Annotated in this window: 20 protein-coding genes; 9 read left to right on the plus strand and 11 right to left on the minus strand. The window is 59.6% G+C overall.

Features of this window, described 5'->3' with window-relative positions; genetic code table 11:
* The first annotated feature begins 39 nt into the window (after positions 1 to 39).
* Positions 40 to 2,256, plus strand: coding sequence for an excinuclease ABC subunit UvrB (gene uvrB / locus B4F27_RS07120; protein ID WP_037964938.1), 2,217 nt, complete (start codon positions 40 to 42; stop codon positions 2,254 to 2,256).
* A 9-nt stretch (positions 2,257 to 2,265) separates the two neighbouring features.
* Here the strand turns inward: uvrB and B4F27_RS07125 are convergent, their stop codons facing one another.
* Positions 2,266 to 2,451 (minus strand): DUF3008 family protein, encoded by a 186-nt coding sequence (locus B4F27_RS07125; RefSeq protein ID WP_005851426.1) that lies wholly within the window; start codon positions 2,449 to 2,451, stop codon positions 2,266 to 2,268.
* Between the two features lie 167 nt (positions 2,452 to 2,618).
* Here B4F27_RS07125 and B4F27_RS07130 point away from each other — a divergent pair, with 167 nt between their 5' ends.
* A complete protein-coding gene (locus B4F27_RS07130; RefSeq protein ID WP_005851424.1) occupies positions 2,619 to 2,873 on the plus strand; it encodes a hypothetical protein in 255 nt (84 codons plus the stop codon).
* Positions 2,874 to 2,946: 73 nt separating this feature from the next.
* Here B4F27_RS07130 and B4F27_RS07135 read toward each other — a convergent pair whose 3' ends face one another.
* On the minus strand, positions 2,947 to 3,225 hold the full coding sequence (locus B4F27_RS07135) for a hypothetical protein (protein ID WP_037964936.1): 279 nt from the start codon (positions 3,223 to 3,225) through the stop codon (positions 2,947 to 2,949).
* A 155-nt stretch (positions 3,226 to 3,380) separates the two neighbouring features.
* On the opposite strand from B4F27_RS07135, the gene B4F27_RS07140 reads away from it, so the two are divergent.
* Both B4F27_RS07140 and B4F27_RS07145 read left to right on the plus strand, forming a co-directional pair.
* On the plus strand, positions 3,381 to 3,566 hold the full coding sequence (locus B4F27_RS07140; protein ID WP_005851419.1) for a PLDc N-terminal domain-containing protein: 186 nt from the start codon (positions 3,381 to 3,383) through the stop codon (positions 3,564 to 3,566).
* Positions 3,567 to 3,694: 128 nt separating this feature from the next.
* The gene (locus B4F27_RS07145; protein ID WP_286759266.1) at positions 3,695 to 4,369 is read left to right on the plus strand and encodes a hypothetical protein; all 675 of its coding nucleotides are present in this window, start codon (positions 3,695 to 3,697) and stop codon (positions 4,367 to 4,369) included.
* On the opposite strand, the gene B4F27_RS07150 is transcribed toward B4F27_RS07145, so the two are convergent.
* The 3 genes from B4F27_RS07150 to B4F27_RS07160 all read right to left on the minus strand — a co-directional run bounded on the left by B4F27_RS07150 (position 4,366) and on the right by B4F27_RS07160 (position 8,871).
* Complete coding sequence (locus tag B4F27_RS07150; RefSeq protein WP_286759267.1) at positions 4,366 to 6,654, minus strand: glycosyl hydrolase family 28-related protein; 2,289 nt, start codon at positions 6,652 to 6,654, stop codon at positions 4,366 to 4,368. The genes B4F27_RS07145 and B4F27_RS07150 overlap by 4 nt on opposite strands.
* A gap of 160 nt (positions 6,655 to 6,814) precedes the next feature.
* A complete protein-coding gene (locus B4F27_RS07155) occupies positions 6,815 to 7,228 on the minus strand; it encodes a DUF4864 domain-containing protein (protein WP_286759268.1) in 414 nt (137 codons plus the stop codon).
* A gap of 62 nt (positions 7,229 to 7,290) precedes the next feature.
* Positions 7,291 to 8,871: a lysine--tRNA ligase gene (locus B4F27_RS07160; RefSeq protein ID WP_286759269.1), complete on the minus strand. Its 1,581-nt coding sequence runs from the start codon at positions 8,869 to 8,871 to the stop codon at positions 7,291 to 7,293.
* Between the two features lie 119 nt (positions 8,872 to 8,990).
* Here B4F27_RS07160 and B4F27_RS07165 point away from each other — a divergent pair, with 119 nt between their 5' ends.
* Positions 8,991 to 9,413: a tellurite resistance TerB family protein gene (locus tag B4F27_RS07165; RefSeq protein ID WP_037944901.1), complete on the plus strand. Its 423-nt coding sequence runs from the start codon at positions 8,991 to 8,993 to the stop codon at positions 9,411 to 9,413.
* 15 nt (positions 9,414 to 9,428) lie between these two features.
* Here the strand turns inward: B4F27_RS07165 and B4F27_RS07170 are convergent, their stop codons facing one another.
* Positions 9,429 to 10,940, minus strand: coding sequence for a D-alanyl-D-alanine carboxypeptidase/D-alanyl-D-alanine-endopeptidase (locus B4F27_RS07170; protein WP_286759270.1), 1,512 nt, complete (start codon positions 10,938 to 10,940; stop codon positions 9,429 to 9,431).
* An 88-nt stretch (positions 10,941 to 11,028) separates the two neighbouring features.
* Between B4F27_RS07170 and B4F27_RS07175 the strand changes: the two genes are divergently transcribed.
* Positions 11,029 to 11,853, plus strand: a complete 825-nt coding sequence (locus B4F27_RS07175; protein WP_286759271.1) for a DMT family transporter — start codon at positions 11,029 to 11,031, stop codon at positions 11,851 to 11,853.
* Here the strand turns inward: B4F27_RS07175 and B4F27_RS07180 are convergent.
* From B4F27_RS07180 to B4F27_RS07190, 3 genes are all read right to left on the minus strand, one after another.
* The gene (locus B4F27_RS07180; RefSeq protein ID WP_286759272.1) at positions 11,818 to 12,447 is read right to left on the minus strand and encodes a nicotinate-nucleotide adenylyltransferase; all 630 of its coding nucleotides are present in this window, start codon (positions 12,445 to 12,447) and stop codon (positions 11,818 to 11,820) included. The two genes, B4F27_RS07175 and B4F27_RS07180, sit on opposite strands and share 36 nt — an antisense overlap.
* Before the next feature lie 77 nt (positions 12,448 to 12,524).
* Positions 12,525 to 14,078: an alanine/glycine:cation symporter family protein gene (locus B4F27_RS07185; RefSeq protein WP_005851401.1), complete on the minus strand. Its 1,554-nt coding sequence runs from the start codon at positions 14,076 to 14,078 to the stop codon at positions 12,525 to 12,527.
* Between the two features lie 11 nt (positions 14,079 to 14,089).
* Complete coding sequence (locus B4F27_RS07190; RefSeq protein ID WP_286759273.1) at positions 14,090 to 14,530, minus strand: universal stress protein; 441 nt, start codon at positions 14,528 to 14,530, stop codon at positions 14,090 to 14,092.
* Positions 14,531 to 14,898: 368 nt separating this feature from the next.
* Here B4F27_RS07190 and ettA point away from each other — a divergent pair, with 368 nt between their 5' ends.
* Positions 14,899 to 16,554 (plus strand): energy-dependent translational throttle protein EttA, encoded by a 1,656-nt coding sequence (ettA, locus tag B4F27_RS07195; protein ID WP_286759274.1) that lies wholly within the window; start codon positions 14,899 to 14,901, stop codon positions 16,552 to 16,554.
* A 100-nt stretch (positions 16,555 to 16,654) separates the two neighbouring features.
* Here the strand turns inward: ettA and B4F27_RS07200 are convergent, their stop codons facing one another.
* Positions 16,655 to 17,614 (minus strand): response regulator, encoded by a 960-nt coding sequence (locus B4F27_RS07200; RefSeq protein ID WP_074635983.1) that lies wholly within the window; start codon positions 17,612 to 17,614, stop codon positions 16,655 to 16,657.
* 395 nt (positions 17,615 to 18,009) lie between these two features.
* On the opposite strand from B4F27_RS07200, the gene B4F27_RS07205 reads away from it, so the two are divergent.
* Positions 18,010 to 18,216, plus strand: a complete 207-nt coding sequence (locus tag B4F27_RS07205) for a cold-shock protein (RefSeq protein ID WP_005851393.1) — start codon at positions 18,010 to 18,012, stop codon at positions 18,214 to 18,216.
* Between the two features lie 137 nt (positions 18,217 to 18,353).
* Positions 18,354 to 18,905 carry a L,D-transpeptidase gene (locus B4F27_RS07210; RefSeq protein ID WP_005851389.1) on the plus strand — a complete coding sequence of 184 codons (552 nt, stop codon included), beginning with the start codon at positions 18,354 to 18,356 and terminating at the stop codon, positions 18,903 to 18,905.
* 102 nt (positions 18,906 to 19,007) lie between these two features.
* Here the strand turns inward: B4F27_RS07210 and B4F27_RS07215 are convergent, their stop codons facing one another.
* Complete coding sequence (locus B4F27_RS07215; protein ID WP_286759275.1) at positions 19,008 to 19,997, minus strand: ABC transporter substrate-binding protein; 990 nt, start codon at positions 19,995 to 19,997, stop codon at positions 19,008 to 19,010.
* Positions 19,998 to 20,017 lie beyond the last annotated feature (20 nt).

Consider the following 20,017-nt stretch of genomic DNA (forward strand, 5'->3'; position numbering starts at 1 on the left):
AATATGACACCTTAGGGAACACCCCCAAAGGACGATGTTATGGCCTACGCCCACTCTGACAGCCTGCCCGAGCGCAAAGACGCCTATCTTGCCAATCCCGCGCCCAACGTGCGCGAGCGCCCCAAGCTCGAGGGCGGCAAGAAGTTCAAGCTGGCGACCGAGTTCGAACCCGCAGGCGACCAGCCCACGGCGATCAAGGAACTGTCCGAAGGGGTGCGGTCAGGCGAACGCGATCAGGTGCTTTTGGGGGCCACGGGGACGGGCAAGACGTTCACGATGGCCAAGGTGATCGAGGAAACACAGCGCCCCGCGATCATCCTCGCGCCGAACAAAACGCTGGCGGCGCAGCTTTACGGCGAATTCAAGGGGTTCTTTCCCGACAACGCGGTGGAATATTTCGTCTCCTACTACGACTACTACCAGCCCGAAGCCTATGTCGCGCGGTCCGATACCTTCATCGAGAAGGAAAGCCAGATCAACGAACAGATCGACCGGATGCGCCACTCTGCCACGCGGGCGCTGCTGGAACGCGATGACGTGATCATCATCGCGTCGGTATCGTGCATCTACGGGATCGGCTCGGTCGAGACCTATGGCGCGATGACGCAGGACCTCAAGACCGGCAACAACTATGACCAACGCCAAGTGATCGCAGACCTGATCGCGCAGGCGTATAAACGCAATGACGCTGCTTTCCAGCGCGGCACCTTCCGCGTGCGCGGCGACAGCCTTGAAATCTTTCCGGCCCACCTTGAGGACCGCGCATGGCGTCTGTCCTTTTTTGGCGAAGAGCTGGAAAGCATCACCGAATTCGACCCGCTCACCGGCGAGAAGACCGGCACTTTCGACCAGATCCGCGTCTATGCGAACAGCCACTATGTGACGCCGAAACCAACGATGAACCAAGCGGTGATCGGCATCAAGAAAGAGCTGCGGATGCGGCTGGACCAGCTTGTCGCCGAAGGAAAGCTGCTGGAAGCGCAACGGCTTGAACAGCGCTGCAACTTCGACATCGAGATGCTTGAAGCCACCGGCGTCTGCAACGGGATCGAGAACTATTCGCGCTATCTGACGGGCCGCGCCCCCGGAGAGCCGCCCCCCACGCTGTTCGAATTCATCCCCGACAACGCGATTGTTTTTGCAGACGAAAGCCACGTCTCCGTGCCGCAGATCGGCGGGATGTACAAAGGCGACTACCGACGCAAATTCACGCTGGCCGAACACGGGTTCCGCCTGCCCTCCTGTATGGACAACCGCCCCCTCAAGTTCGAGGAATGGGACGCTATGCGCCCGCAGTCGGTCTTTGTCTCGGCCACCCCCGCCGCGTGGGAAATCGAACAATCCGGCGGTGTGTTTACTGAACAGATCATTCGCCCCACCGGCTTGATCGACCCCAAAATCGAAATCCGTCCTGTCGAAATGCAGGTCGACGATCTGCTGGACGAGGTGCGCAAGGTCGCCGCCGACGGCTATCGCACGCTTTGCACCGTGCTGACCAAACGCATGGCCGAAGACCTGACCGAATACATGCACGAACAGGGCATCCGCGTGCGCTACATGCACAGCGATATCGACACGATCGAACGCATCGAAATCCTGCGCGACCTGCGGCTTGGCGCTTTTGACGTGCTGATCGGGATCAACCTTCTGCGCGAAGGCTTGGACATTCCCGAATGTGGGCTGGTGGCGATTCTCGATGCGGATAAGGAAGGGTTCCTGCGCTCGGAGACCTCGCTGATCCAGACCATCGGGCGGGCCGCGCGGAACGCCGAAGGCCGCGTGATCATGTACGCCGACCGGATCACCGGCTCGATGGAGCGTGCGATTGGCGAAACCGACCGCCGTCGCGCCAAGCAGCTGGCCTATAACGAAGAACACGGGATCACGCCGACAACGGTCAAGAAGAATGTCGATGATATCCTCGCCGGTCTCTACAAAGGCGATGTGGACATGAGCCGCGTCACGGCCAAGATCGATAACCCGCTCGCGGGCGGCAACCTGCAAACCGTGCTCGACGGGTTGCGCACCGATATGCGCAAAGCCGCCGAGAACCTCGAGTTCGAAGAAGCCGCACGCCTGCGCGACGAGGTCAAACGGCTCGAATCCGTCGATCTGGCCATCGCCGACGATCCGATGGCGCGTCAGTACGCTGTCGAAAAAGCCGTCGACGACGCGCAAAAGGCGTCGGGCCGATCAACCGGCGGTCGCGGCGGGATGCGCGGTGGCAAATCCCGCTACGGCGGCAAAAAACGCTAGGCGGCGCGTCTAGTCATCCACCTCGTCCGGCAACCCGTCATGGTCGGTCGAGGCCATCTCCTCCAGCTCGTCCTCTGACATGCTGTCGTACATATCTTTCGACGCGCCTTGCAGATCCTTGACCTTGGTCTCGCCCCGCTTGGCAGACAGGGCTGCACCGGCGGCGCGTTGTTGGGCTTTCGATTGGGCTTTCATCGCTGTCTCCTGTCAGTTGGATGTAGCGGCAAAACCCGTCCACCCGCCCGCAGTTCCCCTGCTACGGCTTGGCGCAAAATTATTTTCATGCGCCCGTTGCAAGGTGATTGCTTTGCACCCGCACCCACCCCACATTCGGAGTCTGCGCTTTATCCGGAGGATCCCAAATGCGCCTGATCGCCCTTGCTACACTGGGCCTGACCGCCCTCTCTGCCCCCGCCTTTGCCGATGAGACAACCGGCACGATCCTTGCTTATGACCGCCTTGCGAATATCATCGTCCTGCAAGACAAATCATCCTGGACGCTGGATGCCAAAACCCTTGTCCCGTCCGACCTGATGGCCGGCGATAAAGTCACGCTGACCTTCGCCTCCGACGGCGACAACGGTGCGAAACCCGCGACCAAACTGACCCGCAACTAAGCCCTGTCCCATAACAAAAGCGCCCCCTGACCAAATCAGAGGGCGCTTTCTGCGTTCAAACCATCAAACGATATCAGTCACCTGCGGGCGGAGTAACCTCAACGCCGGGGACGGTGATCGTTTTCTCTTCGGTGGTCACTTCAACGTCCGGAACTTCAACGTCGACCTCTTCTTCAGTCACGGAAACCGAACCGGTCTGCGCGTCAAACTCGGGCAGATTGCCGCCTTCAACGGACACATCAACATCCGGCAGCGACCCTTCTTCAGTCTGATCGATATCGATGAAAAAGATCGCAAATGCGATGACCAGAATTGCGGCAAGGCCTGCGATTACTGCGGTAGAGGTCTTCATAGTATTTCCTTCCAAATTCACTTGCCGTTCTAGGCGATGCAAGGGCAACTCGGCGAAGCGGGAAATGGTTCCAGTAACAATTTCGGGAACATCTGGGCCACGCGGGAAGTTGTGACCCCAGACAGTAATGCAGATTACAACCCAGGAGCTTTACAATGGAATTCGGCCTTCTCGGACTCATTATCCTGATCGCAGACATCTACGCGATCTATCAAATCTTCACCTCCGGCGCTTCGGGGCTTGCGAAAATCCTCTGGATTCTCGGCGTCCTGATCTTCCCGGTCGTCGGCTTTATCGTATGGCTGATCGCTGGCCCACGCGGCGGCAGCGTCAACGTCTAAACGACGCACACACGATTCAACGAGAAAGGCCCGTAGCATTGCTGCGGGCCTTTTCGCATGCCGCCCCAAAGGTCTGTAAGTAATTTGTTAAGCATGACGCGCCAAGCTACCCGCCGAAAGGGTACCCCATGCGCTACTGGCCGTTCCTTCTGCTTGGCTTACTGCAGCTTCCCACCCCTGCACAGGGCGGCGCGTGGCTGCGCGAAAAGGGCACGGGATTTACCTCCACCACGGTAAACGTCACGCGCAGCTACGACATTTCGGAAAGCACCTTCATGGAATATGGCGTGCGCGACGACCTGACCCTGGGGGCAGAGGTCGGCTTTCTCGCCAGTTCCATCGGCCTGCAATCGGGATTTGCGTCGGTTTTCCTGCGCCGCCCCTTAGGCCGTCGCGACCGCCCTAACGTCTGGTCGGCGGAGCTGGGGTTCGGCGCGGCATGGGTGGGGGATGCGGTCTATCCCAATGTCAAAGCGGGGCTGTCTTGGGGCCGCGGCTATACGCTGGGGCAGAAACACGGCTGGGTGACCATCGACAGCTCCCTCGCGTGGGACATCTACCTGCAAGAGCATCTCGCCAAAGTCGACAGCACCATAGGCATCAACTTCGGCGACCGGTTTTCTGGGATGCTGCAAATCTACTATGCCTCGACCTCTGTCGCCAGCGCCACCTCTGTCGCGCCCTCTATCGTCATGCGCCCGCTGAAAAGCCGCCCCGACATCCGCTTCCAGATCGGGGCAGAGACGTTGATCAACGACACCTCCAACCCCGCGCTAAAACTCTCGCTCTGGCGCGAGTTCTAGCGTTTATCCATGCGCGCCTGCATAAAGATCGACCCTTTGACGCTGGTGCTCCAGACCAGATGGAGCAGATCACGATCCGCACCCTGATCCGTCAGCACATAGGGCACGCTGTATTGCGCCACATTCGATCCGTTGCGCACCGGCCCGTCCATCGTGATGCTATCCACCGCAATCGCCCACCCGCCGAACGGAAAGCGGTCGGCAATATCCACCACCCAGGTCTTGGCCAGACTGGCTTCGGTATGTTCAACCTGCACCGGGTTCGACACCGGATTGTGGATGCCGTGGAACGAATTGCCGGTCATCTCGATATTGCGCATGCGCGAGAAATCCATATCCGCAAAGCTCGTGTCGATCCGTTCGACCCGATCAATGAACCCGTTGATGCTGCGGAAGCGGTTGTCGTTGATCGTCAGCCCATTGATCACATGACCCGCCCCATGGGGCTTGATCACGATATAGCTGAACCACGGGGCCACCTCACCCGACAGAAAGATATTACCGCTGATCGACAGGGAGCTGAAAGAATACTCGCTGCTGTAGTCCGGCGCGGGGTCTTGTTCGTTGGTCCATTCGACAAAGCAATTGTCGATATAGTTCCCGCTGACCACGCTCGCCGTGTGCTGCGCCGCAAGGATCAACCCGGCAGAGCGGACGCCGTTCTTGACCGTATCCCCCTGAAAGAAGTGGTTCCCCGTGACGATATTATTCTGCCCCGCCAGCAGCGCAAAATGGCGAAAGCGCGTGGCACGGTTGTCGCGAATCTTGACGTCATTGGCGTTGCAGTTGATCGCGATCGTGGTCCGGTCCGGCACGTCCAGCGCATCTTCGGCGGACAGGAACTGGCAACGGTCCACGAACATCCCCTGACAGCCGCCACCAATCGACGTGATCCCCCGATCCTTCGGGCGCGAGATAAAGCAGTCCCGCACATGGAAAATCGTCCCCGATGGCGCAAGGTTGATGGCGCTGGCCACGTTGTTGCACTGGAATTCGATGTCATCCAGAACGAATTTGCTCAGCTGGCTGTAGTTGCTGAAATCCAGCAGATACTGGAACCGCGTAAAGGTAAAATTCTGCGTCCCCGCCGCATCATACAAGGGCGCGTTCAGGGTGATCTCTTGCGTGGCGACGTTCTTGGCGCGCACATAAATCTCGCGCCCTACCCCATTGCCCGTGATCAGCGCCCCCACAGGCACATTCGCCACATTCACCACATTTGTCAGCTTGCGCGCATCCGAGGGCGAATAGCTAGCTTGCGAGGTCATCGTGACCGTATCCCAATCGCCATTCGTGGCCGCTTCAAACTGGCCGTTGCGAATCACCCGCCGCGTGGCATAGCTGCTGCGTTCGGGCGTCGCGGCCTGCATATCGATGGGACCGGTCACGTTGACCTTGCGCCCGCCCAGATCGAGCGATTCATGATCCGCATTGTTCAGCAACGCCTGAAACGCCTTGCGAAAGGCGATCTCTTCATTCCCGAACGCCTCGATATAATTTGGCAGATCAAAGTTGCGCCGCAGCAGCAGGATCGCGCTGGCGGGCATGATCACCGTCCCTTCAAACCGCGTCGGCGCGTCAAACGTCACGTCCCCGTTCAGCAAATACGTCCCTTGCGGGATCAACACGCTGCGCCCCTGCGCATCCGCATTCGCCGCCACAAAGGCCGCCGTATCATCGGTGCTGCCATCCCCCACCGCGCCATAATCCCGCACATCCACCTGTGCCAGCATGTCCCGCAGAAAGACGCCCGTCACATCCTCGATCTGCAAATCGTCAATGCGAACGACCCCGCCATTCTGCCCCGTCAGGTCCAGCCCGAAATGCCCATAGACCGGCGCATTGCCCCAGACCATATCGACCCCGCCGCGCAGCCCCGATCCGACAATCGCGCTGACCTCGACCACCTCGCCATAGCTGGTCAGCGTCACCGCCGGACCGGCCTCCACCAGCCCGCCCGCTCGACTGCCATTGCCAAGCGCCGGATACCCCGCGATCCGCACCGACGGTAGATTCCCACTGATCGCCTTCACCCGCGCCGTGATCCGCAGGTAACACCCCGGCAAAAGTGGCGTTTGCCCCATGTATCGCAGCTTTTGCGTGGATTGCGTTTTTATCAGCTCAAGCGCCCCGCCAAAGTCCTGATCCGCAGGGATAAACGCCGCATTTATGGCATTGGCATAGGTATCAGACCCCGCCGTGCCATCCCCGCTTGAATACACATCCAAGCCTTGCGCAAATGCCGCAGGTGTCAGTAGCAAACCGTCCGTGATTGCCTTGTTCATCGTCATCCCCTTCGTCGGGTTGCGATGTCGCCCCCCATGAATTGCAAAACTCCGGCGCTTGGCCGGCAGGGGGAAAGATTTATGCACAAAGGGTTAACCACGCCTAACCGCAGCGTACGCCGCAAACGGTCACATGAGCGTGCCAAAGATGTCGCGCCTGTCAGGCAGAAACGCTTGGCGCATCCAGCAGTTGAACGGCGGCAATACGCCAGCCCTCGGGCGTCTCAACCATCTGATAATCCAGCAAATAGGTAAATCCTTTCAGGTCCGTGACCTGCACCTTCTGCCACTGCGCACCAGCGATCTCGCGCAGGTCCAGAAACCGCACCTCGGCGTGTTTCCAGACCATCGGATAGCCCGTGGTCACCATACGTTTAAAGTTCTCGGTAGATTGAAACATCATCTGCAGATTGGGGCTCGCATAAGCGAAGGCACCCTCGAAATCATCTGCCTTGAAAGCCTCGAACTGGCCTGTGATCGTGCTTTCGATATCCGCCTGCTGCGCCGTGGCACCAAGCGCCGTCGCAAAGGTCAAAACCATCCCGAAAAATGCCGAAAGAACCGCGCCACGCATGAGAATGCTCCCTATGATGTGTTGAACTTAACCTAAGCCACGCACATCATAGGGCAATAGTTTCACGCCGTGGTCAGCTTGCCTGCCAACGCGTCGTCGATCAGGGCGACCGTTTCATCCACACCATAAAGCGCGATGAACCCACCGAAGCGCGGACCTTGGCTGGCGCCCAGCAACACTTCGTAAAGCGCGGTGAACCAGTCGCGCAGCGGGTCGAAACGCTCTTTCCCGACGGCGAAAACCATCGTCTGCAACGCCTCGGCATCCAGCCCGCCGTCCCATGTTTTCAGCTGGTCCCGCAGGTCTTCCAAGGCTTCCCGCTCCAGCTCGGAAGGGGCGCGGAACACTTTGGCGGGCTTCACGAAATCATTGTAATAGCGCACCGCATGCTCGGCCGCCGCATCCATACCGGGGTTGCCTTCGGGCGTCGCATCCGGCGCATACCGCTGGATAAAGCCCCACAGTTGCGACTTGTCCTCGGCCGAGGAGACCGACGCGAGGTTCAGCAACATCGAGAACGGCACAACCATATCCGACTTGGGCACATCGCCCCCGTGGATATGCCAAACGGGGTTGTTCAGCTTGCCCTTGTCGTCCTGCGTTTCATAGGCGCGCAGCTGCTGGTGGTATTCGTCGACCGCCTTGGGGATCACGTCGAAATACATGCGCTTGGCCGTCTTGGGCTTGAGGTACATGAAATACGACAGCGATTCCGCGCTGGCATAGGTCAGCCATTCGTCGATGGTCAGACCATTGCCCGACGATTTGGAGATCTTGTGCCCGTCCTGATCAAGGAACAGCTCATAGGTGAAATGCTCGGGCGGGCGGTTGCCCAGAATACGGCAGATCTTGTCATAGATCGGCGTGTTGGTGCTGTGATCCTTGCCGTACATCTCAAAGTCGACATCAAGGGCGGCCCAACGGGCACCAAAGTCAGGCTTCCACTGCAACTTCACATTACCACCGGTCAGCGGCAGGGTCATTTCGGTGCCGTCTTCATCGTCGAAGGTGATCGTGCCTTCCCTGGCGTTGACCGCTTTCATCGGCACATACATTACCCGCCCCGTTTCAGGGTGGATCGGCAGGAAGATCGAATAGGTCTGCCGACGCTCCTCGCGCAGCGACTTGAGCATCACTTCCATGATCTCGTCATACTTCTCGGCGGCGCGCAAAAGCACCTCGTCGAACTTGCCGGAGCCGTAGAATTCCGTGGCCGAGATAAACTCGTACTCGAACCCGAAGGTATCCAGAAAACGCCGCAGCATGGCGTTGTTATGCGCGCCAAAGCTGTCGTATTTGCCGAAAGGATCGGGCACCGATGTCAGCGGGCGCTGCAGATGTTCTTCCAATGCGGCGGGGTCGGGCACGTTACCCGGCACTTTGCGCATCCCGTCCAGATCGTCGGAAAAGCACACCAGCCGCGTCGGAATGTCGCTGATCTGCTCAAATGCGCGGCGGATCATCGTCGTGCGCGCAACTTCGCCGAAGGTCCCGATATGCGGCAGACCCGACGGGCCATAGCCGGTCTCGAACAAGACGTATCCCTTCTCGGGGGCCTTGTTTGCATAGCGTTTCAACACCCGACGTGCTTCCTCGAACGGCCACGCTTTACTGGTTAGGGCTGCTTCACGCATCTGCGACATGTCATCAATTCCATCATTTTCACCCCGCACCCAATGCGCGCAGGCAGTCCGTACCTATTGCGTCCCCGTAGGCCCGTCAATAATCTGCAGATCAACGGAATGACCGAACGGAAATGCGCATGAATGACGACACCTCCCTCACCCTCAGCGCGCAGGATTGCCTTGTCGCCGTGATGATCGCGGTTTCCGCATCAGACGAGGACATCCGCACCACCGAATTGCTCAAGATCCAGACGGCTGTAAACATGCTCCCCGTCTTTTCGGGCTATGATGTGGACCGCATCAGCTCTGTCAGCTCGATGGTGTTCGACCTGTTCGAACAGGAAGACGGGCTGGATGCCCTGTTCGGCCTGATCAAGGGCGCGCTGCCCGACCGGCTGAACGAAACGGCCTATGCGCTGGCCTGCGATGTGGCCGCGGCCGACGGCACGTTGGACGAAGCCGAATTGCGTCTGCTGGAAGAAATCCGCTACGAGCTTGACCTCGACCGCCTGCACGCCGCCGCCATCGAACGCGGTGCCCGCGCCCGTCACGTCAAATAGGCCGCGACACCGCGATTAAAGAGAGGCCGAATCCGCAGCCACATGGAACGCCCCCCAGCGTTCGATCAGCCCTTGCTGCAACCGTTTGGAGCGCCCGTTCCACGCCCGCCCCCCCTCGGGGCGTTCGCGCTGCGCGCGGGTCAAGGTGGCGCGACGGGGCATATCGGCGGTGAACACGGCAAAGGCCATCACCCGCCCGTCCGGTGCCGTCAGATACCCTGCCAAGGCCGAGACAAAGTTCAACGTGCCGGTCTTCGCCTCGACTTTGATCGGGTGATCCTGCACGGGCCGCCCCTTGGAATCGCGCAGGGAAATCGACTTGAGCAACGGTTTCAACGTGCCCGATCCATAGACCCGCACCAGCGCCGTCACCATATCCTGCGCGGTCACGCGGCTGTCTTCGCCCAACCCCGAATGGTCCACCAGCGCGGGTGCATCCATGCCCAGATTGGCCTTGGCCCACACGTTCATCTCTGCCGCAGACGCGCGCAGTGACGCGGGCGTGCCCGTGCGGTAAACCGTGGCGGATAGCCCCGCCATCTCTGCGATCAAGTTATTGGAATACTTCAACATATCGCGCAGGATATCGCGCAGCGGCGCGCTGGAACGGGTCACCAGCACCTCGCCCTCGGGCAAGCTGGTGATCAACGCCATGTCGCGCAGACGGATGCCCTGTGCCCCAGCCAACGTCTTAAAGATATCGCCCGCATACAGCCCCGGCTTGCGCACCGGCAGCCAGCGCGACCCCCCATTGCCCAAGGCACTTTTCGCGACGCTCCAGTCATCGCGGGTGCCTGCGTCACGATAGGCAAAGACCGGCGCACTGCGGTCGCTGATCTCCATCGCGGCCATCGCGACGTCGGGGCGATAAGCCCCCGACCGCCCGTCCATCAGCACCGAATAGCTGCCGTTCTCGCGCTTCCATTCAAAGTGGACGCGGTTAAAGTTCAGCGCCAGCCCTGACACGGCGGGGTTATAGCCCACATGATCCGGCTGATCCGCATCAATCAACGGGAAGACCGGCAGGCTGCGTTCGTAAATCTTCAACCCGCCTTTGACGCCGATAATGCCCGCCGCCTTGAGGTCATCGGCCATTTTGGCCAGCCCGTCCGTATCCAGCGTCGGATCGCCCCCGCCCACAAGGATCAGATCGCCCTGCACTTCGCCGTCCACAATGCCACCGGTCGCCATGATGCGCGTCTGAAACTGATGCGCCGCGCCCAAGGTATCCAGCGCGTAAAGCGCGGTAATCGCCTTGGTCACGCTCGCCGGGGGCATCCCGTCAAGCGGGCCGTTCTGTTCCAGCACCGCACCGGTTTCCGCATCCGCCAGACTAAAGGTCACAGCACCGTTCAACCGCGCCTTGTCGATCAGCTCTTGCGCCGAGGGGATCGCCTGCCGGAACAAATCGTCCCCGCGCAAGACGGGGCGCAGCGATTCAGTTGGCGGGGCCGCAAAGGCCGCAGGAGCCACAACAGCCGCCGCAGCGGTACTCAGAAACAAACGACGGGATAAAACAGTTTTCATGGGGCGACTTAAACCTGACAGGACAGAGCGACACAAGCGCTTGCAAATCACATTTTCATGGGCGGGGGCCCATGCTAACTGACAAAACATGCAACGCGTTATTTTGATCATGTTTGTCGCCATGTCACTGATTCCCGCAGGCGACAGCGCGGGCAAGATCCTGACCTCACAGCTTGGCGTGGCCCCCGTTTTTGTGGCGTGGTCGCGGTTTGCCATCGGGGCGCTGCTGCTTGTGCCCTTCGCCCCGCCGCAAACGCGCGCCCTGTTCGGCAACTGGCGCATCTGGGTCCGTGCCGCCATCCTGTGCGGCAGCATCACCTGCATCCAGACAGCACTGGTGACCGAGGACGTGGCCAATGTCTTTGCCGCCTTCTTTATCGGCCCGCTGCTCAGCTATGTGCTGGCCGCGCTCTTCCTGCGCGAGGCGATATCGCTTCAGCGCAGCGCGTTGATCGTGGCGGGGTTTCTGGGGGTGCTGGTCGTGGTCCGACCGGGGCTTGAACCCAGTGCAGGGCTGCTTTGGGCGCTGACCGCGGGGACGCTTTATGGCGTGTTCCTCACGATGTCGCGCTGGCTGTCGCATCTCGCCCCGCCCCTTGCGCTGACCTTCAGCCAGTTGGTGATCAGCGGGCTGCTGCTTTTGCCGCTGGGGGTGGCCTATTTCCCGCCACTGACCGGCCCCGTCCTGGGGCTAAGCCTCGCAAGCGCGCTGTGTTCGATGCTGGGCAACCTGCTGATGTTATACGCCTATCGCATGGCCCCTGCGACCAAGGTCGCACCGCTGGTGTATCTGCAACTGCTGTCCGCCGTGGGGCTGGGGTGGCTGGTGTTCGGCGCATGGCCCGACGCCCTGACATGGGCCGGCATGGCGATGATCCTAGGGGCGGGTATCGCCTCTGCCAGATTGCGCTGACCATTTGCCCGCGGCCCGGATCGCGCTTGAGCTGACATCGACCATCGGGACGTTCACAAAACACCACGCGGGGGCCGGTGCCTGCCCCAAGAGCTGGCTTTGCCGCCCCGAAATCCGGTAGGGTGCATAAAGCGTTGCGGCGTGGCTCATCCGTGCCGATATGCGCTGGCCGGGCCGTGCAAGCACCCCTAGGGGCACTGTCTCCATGATCTGCCGCCAATCCTGCCACAGGTGGAACTGCGCCAGATTATCCGCCCCCATCAGCCAGACGAAGCGCACACCGGGATAGCGGGCCCGCAGCGCGGCAAGGGTTTGCGCGGTGTAGCGGGTGCCAAGATGGGCCTCGATATCGGTGACCTCGACCCGCGGGTGCTGCATCACCTCGCGCGCGCGGGCCAGACGGGACGCCATCGGGGCCGGCCCATGCGCCTTGAGCGGATTGCCCGGGCTGACCATCCACCACACCCGATCCAGCCCGAAACGCTTGATCGCCTCGCGGGTGATATGGGCGTGACCCTCGTGCGCCGGATCAAACGACCCGCCAAGCAGCCCGATCACCTGCCCCGGGGGCGCATATGGAAATGGATAACCCAACGAAAACGGCCCCCGATATACATCAGGGGCCGAAAGAAGGGCAGCAACGCCCCTTTGTCAATCGCGTTATCCGTGCGTTAATCGACGAACTTCTTGATCTCGCCGGATTTCAACCGCGCGAAATAGCTCTTCATCTCGCGTTTCACGATCGGCATCAGGAAGTACAGCGCCGTGATGTTCACAACCGCCATCGCAAAGATCATCGCATCAGAGAAGTCGATAACCGCGCCCAGATTGGCCGCCGCCCCCACGATGATGAACAGGCAGAAGATCACCTTGAACACGATCTCTTTGGTTTTGCCTTCACCGAACAGATAGGTCCACGCCTTCAGCCCGTAGTAGGACCAGCTGATCATGGTGGAGAAGGCGAACAGGATCACCGCCAGCGCCAGCACATAGGGGAACCAGCTGAATCCGGTCGCAAAGGCAGCCGATGTCAGCTGAACGCCGCTTGACCCGTCGATGGTCTGGATCGCGGTGCCTGCGTCATTCAGGATGAAGCGGCCGGTTTCGGGGTCCATCACCAGCACGCCAGAGATGGTGATCACCAGCGCGGTCATCGTACAGATGACAACGGTATCGATGAAGGGCTCCAACAGGGACACGACGCCTTCGGTCACCGGCTCTTTGGTGCGCACGGCAGAGTGTGCGATCGCCGCCGAGCCGACACCCGCCTCGTTCGAGAACGCCGCCCGTTTAAAGCCCTGGATCAGCGCGCCAACCAGACCGCCAGCAACGCCCAAGCCGCTGAACGCGCCTTCAAAAATCTGGCCAAAGGCCCAACCGATCTTGTCGTATTCAACGATCAGGATGATCAGCGCGGCACCAACATAGATCACGCCCATCAGCGGCACGATTTTCTCGGTGACATTGGCGATGGATTTGATCCCGCCGACGATGACCGCAAAGACCACTGCGGCAAAGACGATGCCCGTGATCCAGCCGGGGTAGTCTCCGATGATACCGGACAGCTGCGCATGGGCCTGATTGGCCTGGAACATATTCCCGCCGCCCAAGGCACCACCGATGGTAAAGATCGAAAAGATCACCGCCAGCACCCCGCCCAAAGGCAGGCCGCGCTCCTTGAAGCCCTTTGTCATATAGTACATCGGACCACCGGAGACGGTGCCATCGGCGTATTCATTGCGGTATTTCACACCCAGCGTACATTCGGTGAACTTGGAGGCCATGCCCAGCAAACCGGCCAGGATCATCCAGAAGGTCGCCCCCGGACCGCCGATGCCCACGGCCACCGCGACGCCCGCGATATTGCCCAGACCGACAGTCCCCGACAGCGCCGTTGCAAGCGCCTGAAAATGGCTCACCTCGCCCGCGTCATCGGGATCGGAATAATCGCCTTTGACCAGCGAGATCGCATGCCAGAACGCTTTGACCTGAATGAAGCCGAAATACAGCGTAAACACCGACGCGGCGACCACCAGCCACAGCACGATCCACGGGAAGTTGGTGCCGGGTAGCGACATGAAGATCAGATTGACGAACCAGCCTGTCGAACCCGCGAAAATATCATTGATGCGTTGATCCATGCCGACGGTTTCTTGTGCCGCGGCAACCATGGGCAAAGCAGAGACAGCAGCAGCCCCCGCACCCGTTGTCAGAAATTTTTTCATGATATGACCTTTCAAGGAATGATCGTCAGAGGCACGCGGGACGCCACAGCCAAGCGGCCCGTTACGCCGCCGAACATACGCTCTTTCAGGCCGCGCAGACCGACACGGCCCACCACGATCTGCTGTGCGCCGTGCTTCTTGGCCAGATCGTCCAGAATATCGGCCACATCGCCGTGTTTCACGATGCCCTGAACGGTGCCCCCCTCTTCGCTGACCTTCTTGACCGCGGGATCGACGATACGTTCGCGGGCCAGTGCCAGTTCCTCTTCGCGCCGCTTGTGGCGCTGGTCATTCTCTTCCGAGGTCTGGAAGCTGAATGGAGACCATTCAATCACGTAAACGAGCTTGAGCTCGCAATCGCCGATCAATTTGGCCTGTTTCGCTGCGAAATCCAAAGCGCGCGCCCCGGCTTCCCCCCCGTCCAGTCCAACAACAATAGTGGATGCTGTCATGTATTTGTCCCTTTGTGTATGACGCGGTCTTTTTGCGGCCGCGTTGTACCGGGGCGCTGAACGCACCCGGATTAGGCGAATATAAACGAGGTCCAAAATTTTTTTCGACTGAATTTCGCGTAAAATTCGGTCATTCGTCCCCAGTTCACCGCTCGAAAACGGCAAAAAGGGATAGTTATCGGAAAAACAGCCTTTGCCGCCCGCGCGATCCGCGCTTTGTGCGTCTTTCCCCTGCGCCTTGTGAATCGCCCGGTAACAGGCGGGCTTCAAAAGCGTGGCATAGGCCCTATATATTGAATGTTTGCTCTTGCCCGCCTGTGGCGATATTGCACGTTCCAAACCGTATTCAGCTTATCCGAGGATTCTCAATGGCCGCCTATCAATATGTCTATCACATGTCCGGTGTCTCAAAGACCTACCCGGGCGGCAAAAAGTGTTTCGACAACATTAACCTGAACTTCCTGCCCGGTGTGAAAATCGGTGTGGTCGGCGTCAACGGTGCGGGTAAATCCACGCTGATGAAGATCATGGCCGGCAAGGACAAGGATTACTCGGGCGAAGCATGGGTCGCTGAAGGGGCCAAGGTCGGCTACCTGGAACAGGAACCCTATCTGGACCCTGCCCTGACCGTGCGCGAAAATGTCATGCTGGGCGTGAAAGCCAAGAAAGACATTCTGGACCGCTACAACGAACTGGCGATGAACTATTCCGACGAGACAGCCGACGAAATGGCCGCCTTGCAGGATCAGATCGACGCCGAAAACCTCTGGGATCTCGACAGCCAGATCGACGTCTCGATGGAAGCCCTGCGCTGCCCGCCCGACGATGCCGATGTGACCAAACTGTCCGGTGGTGAAGCCCGCCGCGTGGCGCTGTGCAAGCTGCTGCTGGAAGCGCCCGAAATGCTGCTGCTTGACGAACCGACCAACCACCTGGACGCGGAAACCATCGCGTGGCTGCAACAGCACCTGATCGACTATAAGGGCACGATCCTGATCGTTACCCACGACCGGTATTTCCTTGATAACATCACCAGCTGGATCCTCGAGCTCGACCGCGGCAATGGCATCCCCTACGAGGGGAACTATTCCAACTGGATCGACCAGAAAGCCAAACGGCTTGAGCAAGAAGCCCGCGAAGACAAGTCCAAACAAAAGACACTGTCGCGCGAATTGGAATGGATGCGTCAGGGGGCCAAGGCCCGTCAGGCGAAATCCAAAGCACGTATTAACGCCTATAACGAAATGGCCGACAGCTCAGAGCGCGAGCGTCTGACCCGCGCCCAGATCGTTATCCCCAACGGTCCCCGTCTGGGCAACAAGGTGCTTGAGGTCGAGGGCCTGTCCAAAGCCATGGGCGACAAGCTGTTGATCGAAAAGCTGGACTTCTCTCTGCCACCGGGCGGAATCGTCGGCGTCATCGGCCCCAACGGCGCAGGTAAATCGACCCTATTCAAGATGATCACCGGCCATGAACAACCCGATACCGGCACGATCGAACTCGGGAATACCGTTGATCTGTCCTATGTTGACCAGTCGCGCGATGACCTGAACCCTGATGACAACGTCTGGCAGGCCATTTCGGGCGGGGCCGAGATCATCAAGCTTGGTGATGCCGAAGTGAACTCCCGCGCCTATTGCGGCGCCTTCAACTTCAAGGGCGGTGACCAGCAGAAGAAAGTCGGCCTGCTGTCGGGCGGTGAACGCAACCGTGTGCATATGGCGCGTCTGCTGAAAGAAGGCGGCAACGTGCTGCTGCTCGATGAACCTACCAACGATCTGGACGTTGAAACCCTGCGCGCGCTCGAAGACGCGCTGGTCGATTTCGCGGGCTGCGCCGTGGTCATCTCGCACGACCGTTTCTTCCTTGACCGGATTTGTACGCACATCCTCGCCTTTGAAGGCGACGCGCATGTTGAATGGTTCGAAGGCGGCTTCTCTGACTACGAAGAGGACAAGAAGCGTCGTCTGGGCGAAGACGCCATGGAACCCAAGCGCATGAAGCACAAGAAATTCTCGCGCTGATCTAGGCGAAAGTTCTAAGAAAAAAGGCCCCCGCAGGAAACTGCGGGGGCCTTTTTATGTGTCGGTCAACGCGCCGCAGCGACGCGGCACGGGTTTCCCGTTACACCCCGTCGGCCAGTTCCGTATAGCCATCGGTGCGGTCGGTGCTGGTGCTGTCGGGCACGGTTTCACGGCCCAGAAAATCGCGCAGCGTGTTGCAGGCAGACAGCCCCGACCACAGCCGCTGGTTCGACACCAGCTTGACCGTGACATCGGCGCTGAAATCCCCACCGATACGTGCGGCGGTGCCATCATGGGACAGGATGTCTTCGATGTCTTTCTGTATCTCTTCGGGCTTGATCCGGTGGCGGCCCATCACGGTGCCCACGATGATCCCCTCGCCCGCATAGCCCATAAAGCATTTCTCATGGGCCAGTGCCGCGACCGTGGCCTGCGCAACCAAGCCCATCTGGCGACAGAACTCAGCCGGGCTTGCGGCCTCGAAGATATTGCGGATCTGCGGGAGCTTGACCGCAAAAAGGCTCATGGCATAGCAGCCTTCGGGCAGACGCAGCATGTGGTTTTCGAAACCGTGCAGATCGTCGACGCCGACAACGTTCAGATCAAAACTTTCCTCGACCCGTACCTTCATCAGGCCCGACAGCTCCGCCAGCGTATGCGCGGCCTCGCGTTCACGGCGCAGACTGTCGCTGAGCATGCCCGCCATGTTGATACGCGCGCCCAGTTCGATCCCGTTCAAGGGCTTGAAGATGAAATCCGTCGCCCCGGCGCGGAAGGCAGTGTCCATCAGATCATGTTTCCGGCTGCCGGTGATCATGATGATCGGCGCACTTTTATAGGCCTGCATATTGCGGATGTCGTCACATAGGGTGATCCCGTCAACGCCGGGCAGCATGATATCCAGCAAGAAGCAGTCAAAGCTTGCCCCGTGTTCGTCGATCTTGGCCAACCCATCCTCGGCCGAGTCTGCACAGACCAGATCGAACCCCAGCGACGGCGTCAGACAGTCGCGCAACAGGTCAAGAATGGTGGGATCGTCATCTACGGCTAGGATTTTCATACGGTGGCTCACTCGTTGTCGTGTCGGCAGAAGGGGGACTGGTTAAATTCTCTTATGGCTCGGAGCAAAATCGCAGATGAATCTGTCAGCAGTTAGGCAATTTCGGCCAATCCGTTAACCCTTTGTCCCGCTGCCTCTGCCAATGCGCGTTAGGGTTTCACCTTGCCTCTCCGAAGAATAAGGCGCAAATGTGCCGGAATCAGCAAGGAACGGCCTGTTTTTCAAGGCCCATTGACAGCCCCTTGCGCGAATCCCCACGACCTGCCATATCCGAATGGCTAACGTTATTCTTTTTCGACCAACTGTCTCCCTCATACGGCGTTCAGACTTCGATCCAGACCGACAACGCCAAGCCATCGCACGACGCGGATGGCATACTAGAGGAGACTACGGATATGGCCACTGGCACCGTAAAATGGTTCAACACAACAAAAGGCTTCGGCTTTATCGCACCCGATGGCGGCAGCAAAGATGTATTCGTACACATCTCCGCTGTTGAGCGCGCAGGCCTGACCGGTCTGGCCGACAACCAGAAAGTGACATTCGACATCGAAGCTGGCCGTGACGGCCGCGAATCCGCGTCGAACATCGCACTGGCATAAGCCATGCAGGGCCTTAGGCCCGCAGGATGAATTTGCCGGCTGACCCTCACGGGACGGCCGGTTTTTTTATGTCCTCAGGGTTGCCAAACACAACCCAAGGGGCAAAATACCGGCATCACATCCTAAAGGAGCCCCCCATGCGCCGCCGTCAGTTTATCGCAGGTTCTTTGGCCGCCCTCGCCTTTCCCCACGCGCTGTTTGCCGCGGGTGCCGCCTATGACCCCACGCCGCAAATGGTGTCGATCAAGCCACAATATGCCGTGGGCGAGCTGCTGATCCTGCCCCGCAGCCACTACCTGTATCTGGTGACCGCCCCCGGTCAGGCCATGCGATACGGTGTGGGCGTCGGCAAGGCGGGGCTGGAGTTTACCGGCACCGCGACGATCGATGTCAAAAAGGAATGGCCCACCTGGCGCCCCACGGACGAGATGATCGAACGGGAGCCCAAGACCTATGCGCGGTTCATCGGCAATACCGATGCACAACCCGGTGGCCCGTCCAATCCGCTGGGGGCGCGCGCGCTCTATCTGTTCCAGAATGGCCGCGATACATATTTCCGCATCCACGGCACCACCCAACCCAGCAGCATCGGGCGCTCTGTCTCGAACGGGTGTATCCGCATGCTGAACGAACACGTCAAAGACCTGTACCAACGTGTGCCCATCGGCACCAAAGTCACGGTGCTGTAACGCCGCTGATTTTATTCACCACGCAAAAGGGGCTGGCATCGCTGCCAGCCCCTTCGCATTTCTGCACCGTATCGGGGACGTGTCCCCTTAGTTCAGCGCGCCTTAGTTCAAGGCTTTGTCGGTGATCGCATGGGTCCATGCGCCCGACGGCTCTACCGTGATGACGGGGTCCGACCCACCGGACAGCAGCGATTGCACGGTCCGCTCGTAATCCGCCTCGTCCAGCGCGCCGTTGCTGCCTGCGGTCAGCTTGGCCACTTCGCCCATCATGCGTTTCTGATGCTCTTCGGTTTGCGCACCGGAGGCATCGTTGTCCAACACGATTTCAGCCGCTTCATCGGGATTTTCCTCGGCGTATTTCCAGCCCTTCATAGAGGCCCGCACAAAGCGCACCATCTTGTCCTCGAACGCCGGATCGGCAAGGTTCTCTTCCAGTGCGTAAAGCCCGTCTTCCAATGTGGCAACGCCCTGCTCTTCGTATTTGAACACGTTCAGATCATCCGGCGTCAGACCTGCGTCGATCACCTGCCAGTATTCATTATAGGTCATGGTCGACACGCAGGCGGCCTGATTTTGCAGCAGCGGATCCACGTTAAAGCCTTGTTTCAGCACGGTGACACCGTCCTCGCCGCCTTCGGTGGGCAGCTCAAGTTTGCTCATCCAGCTGAGGAACGGGAATTCATTGCCAAAGAACCAGACGCCCAACGTCTTACCCTTGAAGTCATCCGTGGTCTCGATCCCGGCATCCTTGCGGCAGGTCAGCATCATGCCCGAGGATTTGAACGGCTGCGCGATGTTCACCATCGGCAGGCCCTTCTCGCGCGCGGCCAAAGCGGCAGGCATCCATTCAACGGCGACATCGGCACCACCACCGGCCAGCACCTGTGTCGGCGCAATGTCCGGACCGCCCGGCTTGATCGTGACGTCTAGGTCTTCTTCTTCGTAGAACCCTTTGTCCTGCGCCACATAATAGCCCGCGAACTGCGCCTGCGTGACCCACTTCAACTGAAGCGTCACATCATCCGCCGCTTGGGCCATGGTCCCCATCAGGCCCACAGCGGCCCCGGCGACATATGTTGATAGTTTTTTCATTTTTATATCTCCCTCTTGGT

The sequence above is a fragment of the Sulfitobacter sp. UBA1132 genome, assembly GCF_002311545.1.
Taxonomy (GTDB): Bacteria; Pseudomonadota; Alphaproteobacteria; order Rhodobacterales; family Rhodobacteraceae; genus Sulfitobacter; species Sulfitobacter pontiacus.

Coding starts and splice junctions, on each gene's coding strand:
- B4F27_RS07210 (WP_005851389.1), top strand. CDS start 18,354: ATGCGCCGCCGTCAGTTTATCGCAGGTTCTTTGGCCGCCCTCGCCTTT.
- B4F27_RS07155 (WP_286759268.1), bottom strand. CDS start 7,228: ATGCGTGGCGCGGTTCTTTCGGCATTTTTCGGGATGGTTTTGACCTTT.
- B4F27_RS07185 (WP_005851401.1), bottom strand. CDS start 14,078: ATGAAAAAATTTCTGACAACGGGTGCGGGGGCTGCTGCTGTCTCTGCT.
- ettA (WP_286759274.1), top strand. CDS start 14,899: ATGGCCGCCTATCAATATGTCTATCACATGTCCGGTGTCTCAAAGACC.
- B4F27_RS07200 (WP_074635983.1), bottom strand. CDS start 17,614: ATGAAAATCCTAGCCGTAGATGACGATCCCACCATTCTTGACCTGTTG.
- B4F27_RS07170 (WP_286759270.1), bottom strand. CDS start 10,940: ATGAAAACTGTTTTATCCCGTCGTTTGTTTCTGAGTACCGCTGCGGCG.
- B4F27_RS07160 (WP_286759269.1), bottom strand. CDS start 8,871: ATGTCGCAGATGCGTGAAGCAGCCCTAACCAGTAAAGCGTGGCCGTTC.
- B4F27_RS07145 (WP_286759266.1), top strand. CDS start 3,695: ATGCGCTACTGGCCGTTCCTTCTGCTTGGCTTACTGCAGCTTCCCACC.
- B4F27_RS07165 (WP_037944901.1), top strand. CDS start 8,991: ATGAATGACGACACCTCCCTCACCCTCAGCGCGCAGGATTGCCTTGTC.
- B4F27_RS07135 (WP_037964936.1), bottom strand. CDS start 3,225: ATGAAGACCTCTACCGCAGTAATCGCAGGCCTTGCCGCAATTCTGGTC.
- B4F27_RS07140 (WP_005851419.1), top strand. CDS start 3,381: ATGGAATTCGGCCTTCTCGGACTCATTATCCTGATCGCAGACATCTAC.
- B4F27_RS07125 (WP_005851426.1), bottom strand. CDS start 2,451: ATGAAAGCCCAATCGAAAGCCCAACAACGCGCCGCCGGTGCAGCCCTG.
- B4F27_RS07215 (WP_286759275.1), bottom strand. CDS start 19,997: ATGAAAAAACTATCAACATATGTCGCCGGGGCCGCTGTGGGCCTGATG.
- uvrB (WP_037964938.1), top strand. CDS start 40: ATGGCCTACGCCCACTCTGACAGCCTGCCCGAGCGCAAAGACGCCTAT.
- B4F27_RS07190 (WP_286759273.1), bottom strand. CDS start 14,530: ATGACAGCATCCACTATTGTTGTTGGACTGGACGGGGGGGAAGCCGGG.
- B4F27_RS07205 (WP_005851393.1), top strand. CDS start 18,010: ATGGCCACTGGCACCGTAAAATGGTTCAACACAACAAAAGGCTTCGGC.
- B4F27_RS07130 (WP_005851424.1), top strand. CDS start 2,619: ATGCGCCTGATCGCCCTTGCTACACTGGGCCTGACCGCCCTCTCTGCC.
- B4F27_RS07175 (WP_286759271.1), top strand. CDS start 11,029: ATGCAACGCGTTATTTTGATCATGTTTGTCGCCATGTCACTGATTCCC.
- B4F27_RS07150 (WP_286759267.1), bottom strand. CDS start 6,654: ATGAACAAGGCAATCACGGACGGTTTGCTACTGACACCTGCGGCATTT.